Source organism: Brevibacterium picturae (assembly GCF_030453725.1).
Classification (GTDB): domain Bacteria; phylum Actinomycetota; class Actinomycetes; order Actinomycetales; family Brevibacteriaceae; genus Brevibacterium; species Brevibacterium sandarakinum_A.
The window spans coordinates 22462-29065 of record NZ_JAKDJU010000022.1 but is presented as its reverse complement, the minus strand read 5'-3'; the positions used below and the strand labels follow the sequence as shown (position 1 = coordinate 29065).

Annotated in this window: 7 protein-coding genes; 6 read left to right on the top strand and 1 reads right to left on the bottom strand. The window is 63.2% G+C overall.

Annotated features, from left to right (window positions below; all coding sequences use genetic code 11):
- From L0G76_RS04210 to L0G76_RS04185, 6 genes are all read left to right on the top strand, one after another.
- A partial coding sequence (locus L0G76_RS04210; protein ID WP_369696156.1) for a metallophosphoesterase occupies positions 1-503 on the top strand: 503 nt, incomplete at its 5' end.
- Positions 504-558: 55 nt separating this feature from the next.
- Complete coding sequence (locus L0G76_RS04205; RefSeq protein WP_304356069.1) at positions 559-2907, top strand: transglycosylase domain-containing protein; 2349 nt, start codon at positions 559-561, stop codon at positions 2905-2907.
- A gap of 245 nt (positions 2908-3152) precedes the next feature.
- Positions 3153-3308, top strand: coding sequence for a Sp36 family protein (sp36, locus tag L0G76_RS04200; RefSeq protein WP_092103369.1), 156 nt, complete (start codon positions 3153-3155; stop codon positions 3306-3308).
- 69 nt (positions 3309-3377) lie between these two features.
- Positions 3378-3851, top strand: coding sequence for a RidA family protein (locus tag L0G76_RS04195; RefSeq protein WP_304356068.1), 474 nt, complete (start codon positions 3378-3380; stop codon positions 3849-3851).
- 133 nt (positions 3852-3984) lie between these two features.
- Entirely contained in the window at positions 3985-4821 is an 837-nt protein-coding gene (locus tag L0G76_RS04190; protein ID WP_304356067.1) for an NUDIX hydrolase, read from the top strand.
- Positions 4818-5585 (top strand): MBL fold metallo-hydrolase, encoded by a 768-nt coding sequence (locus tag L0G76_RS04185; protein WP_304356066.1) that lies wholly within the window; start codon positions 4818-4820, stop codon positions 5583-5585. The genes L0G76_RS04190 and L0G76_RS04185 overlap by 4 nt, the downstream gene beginning before the upstream one ends.
- A 135-nt stretch (positions 5586-5720) precedes the next feature.
- Here L0G76_RS04185 and L0G76_RS04180 read toward each other — a convergent pair whose 3' ends face one another.
- The gene (locus tag L0G76_RS04180) at positions 5721-6398 is read right to left on the bottom strand and encodes a Crp/Fnr family transcriptional regulator (RefSeq protein WP_092103361.1); all 678 of its coding nucleotides are present in this window, start codon (positions 6396-6398) and stop codon (positions 5721-5723) included.
- Positions 6399-6604: the final 206 nt, after the last annotated feature.

Sequence of the window (6604 nt, the reverse complement as noted above, 5' to 3'; positions counted from 1 at the left end):
GTGACACGTCCAACCGTGACACGCCGGGCCGGACGCGTGGTTGGCACTTCCTCGACAACGCCGAGGCGAGCCTGACGATCCGCGGGACCCGCATCGACTTCTGCGGGCTGGGGGACTCCCACATCGACCGTGACCGGATCCGAATGAATGCCGACGCCGAGTCACGCGGGACCGACGCTCTCGACTATCCTCGGTTCGATCCTGATGCAGGGGTGAAAGTGGGCGTCACACATGCGCCGTATTCGCGCACACTGGAGGCGCTCACCTCGGCGGGGGCCGATCTCATCATGACCGGGCACACCCACGGGGGGCAGATCCGGGTGCCCTTCTGGGGCGCGCCGGTGACGAACTGCGACCTCGATCGGACACGTGCCAGGGGCCTGTTTCCCTACCGGAAAGCTCTCGTCGAGATCTCTGCAGGATTGGGATTCTCACCCTTTTCACCGGTGCGTTTCGCCTGCCGTCCCGAGGTCAGCCTGTTGACTCTCGTCCCCAAGGACTGACGTTCTCATCGGTTTTTGAGAATTTGCACAACTCGGATTAGTTAAACTTGGTTTCATGGTGTCTCCTGAGTCAAATCCGAATCCGACCAAGACAGGTGCGTTTCTCCAGTTCGTCGCCGTGAGCGCGGTGGCGGGGGTCGTCGCAGCCGGTCTTGCCATCCCCGGGGTCGGTGTCGCTACTGCCAGCGCAAACAGTGCGGTCGACATCTTCAACTCACTTCCCGCCACCCTCGAGGTCAAGGACTTGGGCGAGAAATCGACGATGCTGGCCTCCGATGGTTCGGAGATCGCAGAGTTCTACTGGCAGAACCGCGTCGAGGTGCCCCTCGACGAGATCTCTCAGGAGATGCAGGACGCCACGATCGCCGTCGAGGACTATCGGTACTTCGAACACGGCGGAGTCGACATCGAGGGCATCGCGCGTGCCGCGGTGCACAACATGGTGTCCTCGACGACGCAGGGCGGGTCGACGCTGACCCAGCAGTACGTGAAGAATGTGCTGGCGGAGAACGCCCACGCCAAAGGCAACGAGGAAGGTGTGGAAGCGGCCAAGGAATCCGATGGTGTGGAGGGCTACGCACGCAAGCTGCGCGAGGCCAAGCTCGCTGTGGCGGTTGAGAAGAAGTACGACAAGAAGGACATCCTCAACCGGTACATGAACATCAACAACTACTCGGGTTCGCCCAATGTCTACGGTGTTCAGGCGGCTGCCCACAGGTATTGGGGGATCGACGCGAAGGATCTGAATATCGAGCAGTCGGCGATGCTCGCCGGCATCGTGCAGAATCCTTCGGCCTTCAACCCGCAGCGTTTCCCCGACCAGGTGGAGAAGCGCCGCAACACTGTGTTGGGGCAGATGCTCAAATACGATCACATCACGCAGAAGGAATACGACAAGGCGGTCAAGACCGGCCTCAACCTCGATCTGCATGAGACTCCGAACGGCTGTACCTCGGCGAAGAGCAACGCGGAGTTCTTCTGCGACTACGTTGAGAATGTCATCAAGAACGACGAGACCTTCGGCGAGACCGTCGACGAGCGCCTCGCCTTTCTGCAGCGCGGCGGACTGACGATCAAGACGAGCCTCAACCCAGATATCCAGAAGATCGCAGACAAGCAGGTCAAGAAGCGCGTTCCTGTGGGCGATCCCTCGGGTGCCGGACACGCATTGGTCACGATCGAACCCGGCACCGGCGAGGTCATCGCCATGGCCGAGAACCGTGAATACACGGTGGGCGAGGTCAAGGACAATGAGAAGAACAAGAAGACCAGCATCAACTACACCGTCGACAGGAAACACAACGGCGGTGGCGGATTCCAGGTCGGTTCGACATGGAAGCCCTTCGTGCTGGCGACGTGGCTGAAATCCGGCAAAAGCCTCAACACCACGGTCAACGCCACGAGGCGCAATTTCCCGTCCAGCTCCTGGAAATACGACGGCTGTCCGAACATGGCCGGCGACTGGGAGCCCAACAATGCCGGCGACGGTGAGGGCAAGGGGTCGATGAGCGCGCTCGAGGCCACGAAGCACTCCGTGAACACCGGTTATGCTGCCATGGGCAATCAGCTCAACATGTGCAAGATCATGGACACCGCCATGGACCTGGGAATTCGCTATGGCAGCGGCGAGAAGCTGGATACGGTTACCCAGAGTGGAGCCGGAAAGGGAGGGGTCGAAGCGGTCCGACCGTCCTCAATCCTGGGTATCGTCGAGACCACCCCGATCGCCATGGCAGCGGCATTCGCGACCTTCGCAAACGAAGGCGAGTTCTGCGGACCGAAGCCGATCACCTCGATCAAGGACCGTTCGGGCAAGAAGATCGACGTACCGGGAGAAGGCTGCAAGCGAGTCCTCGACAAAGAGGTCGCCAAGGGCGTTGCCTACGCCCTGACGCAGACGTTCAACGGCGGTACGACCAGCCAATTGAAGATCGGAGCACCGGCGGGTGCAAAGACCGGTACGACGAACTTCGATGTGGGCCACACCTGGCTGCTCGGTTTCACGAAGACCCTGTCAACCGCAGTCTGGACCGGTGACCCGTCCGGAACGCGCGACTGGCGCACAAACAGCCAGGGTGCGGTTCGCGGATTTGTCTACGGTGCCACGATCTCAGGTAAGACCTGGCAGGCCTACATGAATGAGGCGGTCAAGGAGACGACAGGCAACACCGGCTTCCCCAAGCCGAGCGGCAAGTACATGGGCGGCGGAGGCTCCAGCGGAGGCTCCGGCGGCGGTGGTGGCACCGGAGGCGGTGGCACCGGCAGCCAGAACGGCGGCACCGGAGGCGGTGGCAGCAGCAACGGCGGAGGCGGCACCGGAGGTAACGGCGGAGGCGGAAACGGCGGTGACGGCGGCGGCACCGGCGGCGACGAAGACGAAGCACCGGGCCTCGGCGGCAACTGAGCGCCGGACATCCTGAGAGACAGCGGGGTGGGACGATCATCACGATCGGCCCACCCCGTTCTCGTCTGTCGGGGGTAGTTCACACTGTGGCACGGCTGGCTGTGGGTGTACGGGTTCTCGGCTAGTGTTGGGAACGACGATGATTGCCGGTCGCGCTCGTGCAGAACGATCGGCGTTTCGTCCATGCAGACGCTCGCTCCGATGACGCATCGGAGGTTCGGGCACACAGAGACTCAAGGAGAATCATGACCAAGTGGGAATACGTCACAGTGCCGCTCATCGTCCACGCGACGAAGCAGATCCTCGACCAGTGGGGCGAAGACGGGTACGAGCTCGTCCAGGTCGTTCCGGGCCCCGACAACAACGGGCTCGTGGCGTACCTCAAACGTCCCAAAGACTGAAGCGGCAGAGCCTGAGCACTCACCAGACCTGAAACCCTGATCCGAAACACTCTCGTCGAAGGAGCACCCATGTCGAAGACTCTTGACCGCATCGATGAACTCGGTCTCACCCTGCCCGATGTCGCCGCTCCCGCCGGTGCCTACGTCCCGGCGCTGCGCACCGGCAACTACGTCTACACCTCGGGCCAGCTGCCTGTCGTCGACGGGAAGCTGCCGGCGACGGGCCACATCGGTTCGGACGTGGACCTGGAGACCGGCTACGACCTGGCGCGGACTGCAGGGCTCAACGCCCTGGCAGCGATCGCCGGCGTCATCGGCGACCTCGACCAGGTCGTGCGCGTGGTCAAAGTGACCGGGTTCGTCAACTCGGCCGATGACTTCACACAGCAGCCGTCCGTGATCAACGGAGTCTCCGAACTCTACGGCGAGATCTTCGGTGACCGTGGTCAGCACACGCGCAGCGCCGTGGGCGTGAACACTCTTCCTCTCGGCACTCCCGTCGAGGTCGAGGTCATCGTCGAGGTTGAGGACGATGCCGCTTAGCGGACGCACTCTGCCCGTCTCGTCGGAGCTGCGTTGGCTCTTGGACCAATGGCAGTCCGACGGGCGGTTCCCGGTCCCCGAAGCTCCACGACCTGCCTCGGCGATCGTGTTGATCCGAGACTCACTGGAGGGTGTGGAAACCTTCATCACCCGGCAGCTCGACGCCAGGGGAGTCGAGGACCGCAACCGCTTGGCATTCCCGGTCAGCAATCTGCGTCCCGGCGATCTGCGCAGCCTGCCTCTGGCCGGATGGAGATCGGCCCGCTGTGCGAGGACTCTGAACATCGAGAACAAGTCACGAGCCCTGCAGCACTTTTCGGCAGCGGCCCGCATCGCGTTCGCCGCGGCAGGTGTTCTGCTGGCGGAAGACGTTGACCGAGACATTGTGGCCGCACCGCAGACGGAATGGCGCGGAACCCGGTCACGCCTGTTCGCCAGCGAGATCAACTGGTCGCAGGTCCTGCGCGAACGCGACCTCAAACTGCGCCCTGACCTGTGCAAACCCTGGCTGCGTTGGATCAACACGGGGACCCAGCTGCACCGCTTCGACACCACCTACTTCGTGGCCACCGTGCCCTTCGGCCAAAGCGTCGACTTTCTTTCCCCGAACGAGACCTCGGGAGGGTGGAAACGGCCCGAGGAGATCCTTTCCGATGCTGGTGGAGATCCCGACAGGATCAGTGCGAGCACACGTCTCATTGCCGAGAGCCTGCTCGACGTGCCGAGCGTCGGCGCGGCCATGGCACAGGTCCGCGACCTGCACCCGCTGCGTCCCGAGGTCACCAACGAGGACGGTGAATGGCGGGTCGTCATCCACCCCGGACGCGACCTCTACCGCAAAGGCACCCTGCGCGATTACGCGGTGGCCGTCGGCGACGACGAGAACGACCAGAGCCCAGGGTTTCTGTCCCTGAGCGACGATGACGACAACAGCGCCGAAACCGGCGAGGAGGAGACCGAGGACTCATGAGGATCCGCGCGAACAACCCATCACCGATGACACTGACGGGGACGAACACCTATGTCATCGCATCGGCGGACGACACCTCGGCGGTGCTCATCGACCCCGGTCCCGAGATCACCGAACACCGCGAGAACTTCCTCGCCGAGGTCGGGGACCGGAGGCTGTCCGCCATCATCCTCACCCATCAGCATGCCGACCACTCGGAGATGCTCGGCAGTGTGGAGACGTGGGCGCCGGGGGTTCCCGTGCATGCGGCCCTCGAGAAGTTCAGCCGCCTGAGCCCTCCAGCCGCCGATGGTGACAGGATTGCGTTCGGCGCCGACACGGCCGATGTCATGGAGGTCATCGCGACACCGGGACACACGATGGACAGCATCAGTCTCATCCACGACCACGTGCTCTACAGCGGCGATACGGTCCTGGGGGAGGGGACGACCATCGTGACGCATCCCGAAGGGTCCCTGCGCGACTACCTCAATTCTCTTGACCGGTTGCTGCAGCTGCTCGACGAGGGTGCCTATTCGACGATCGAGCCCGCACACGGTCCCAGCATCGAATCCCCCGCCCAGGTGCTCGAGTACTACCGCAGCCACCGGCTCGAACGCATCGAGCAGGTGGCAGCGGCCCTTGAACAGGGAGCCACGAGCGCCACCGAGGTCTGTGACATCGTCTACCACGACGTCGACCCGAGCGTCCGCGGTGCCGCCGAGCAGATCGTGCGCGCCCAATTGAATTACCTGGGAGCCCTCGCGGCCGACGACCAAGGGTGAGCCGCGACCTGCACCGGCTGACGATCTCCCCGGGCAGCGCAGGAACGCGACAGCACAGGAACGCCCAGGCACAATGCGTGTCTGGGCGTTCCTGTGACGTGCGAGTTCAGTGGTTCGGCAGCAGCCGAGGACTGATCAGCGGGCGCGGTTGCGCATGCGCTCCATGTCGAGGATGACGACGGAACGAGCCTCGAGGCGAATGAAGCCGCGGGCGGCGAAGTCGGCCAGGGCCTTGTTCACGGTCTCACGTGAGGCGCCGACGAGCTGCGCGAGCTCTTCCTGCGTCAGGTCGTGCGCGACGAGGACACCGTCGGGTGCAGGCTTCGAGAAGCGGGAGGCGAGGTCCAGCAGTGCCTTGGCGACGCGACCGGGAACATCGGAGAACACGAGGTCACCCACGGTCTCGTTGGTTCGCCGCAGGCGCTGCGCAAGGGCCTTGAGCAGATTCATCGCTGCGCGCGGACGTTCATCGAGCCACGTGGTGAGATCCTCATGCTTGAGGCTGAGCAGCTCGGACTGAGAGACAGCGGTGACGGAGGTCGAACGTGGACCCGGATCGAAGAGGCTGAGCTCGCCGATGATCTCACCCGGACCGATGACCGAGAGCAGATTCTCGCGGCCGTCGGAGGACTCACGGCCGATCTTGAGCTTGCCGCTGGAGACGATGTAGAGCTCATCACCGGCATCGCCTTCGTGGAAAAGCACGGTTCCCCGACGGAGGCTCCGCGGGTTCATGAACTTCATCAATGCGCTTGTCGCTTCATCGTCCAAACCTGCGAAGAGCGTGGCGCTCCGCACAACTTCAATATCCACTGTGTCCTCCTTGTCGTGGTAATCACAGATAAATCTACCTGGTCAACGGTGCTGATACCAGCAAAGGCGCGGGAGTTTGCGGCATTAGTGCAAAACAGGGGGTTTTGCTGGCGTTTCCTCCACCCTCGCCGAGGTGGGGGACGATTGCGTACGGACGATCCCGTTCGACGGGCAGCTGCAGGGCAACCTCGGCGATGTGAGGGACG

Bases quoted from the DNA above. Each gene is read 5' to 3' on its own strand.
- sp36 (WP_092103369.1), top strand. From the start codon at position 3,153: ATGACCAAGTGGGAATACGTCACAGTGCCGCTCATCGTCCACGCGACG.
- L0G76_RS04185 (WP_304356066.1), top strand. From the start codon at position 4,818: ATGAGGATCCGCGCGAACAACCCATCACCGATGACACTGACGGGGACG.
- L0G76_RS04205 (WP_304356069.1), top strand. From the start codon at position 559: ATGGTGTCTCCTGAGTCAAATCCGAATCCGACCAAGACAGGTGCGTTT.
- L0G76_RS04195 (WP_304356068.1), top strand. From the start codon at position 3,378: ATGTCGAAGACTCTTGACCGCATCGATGAACTCGGTCTCACCCTGCCC.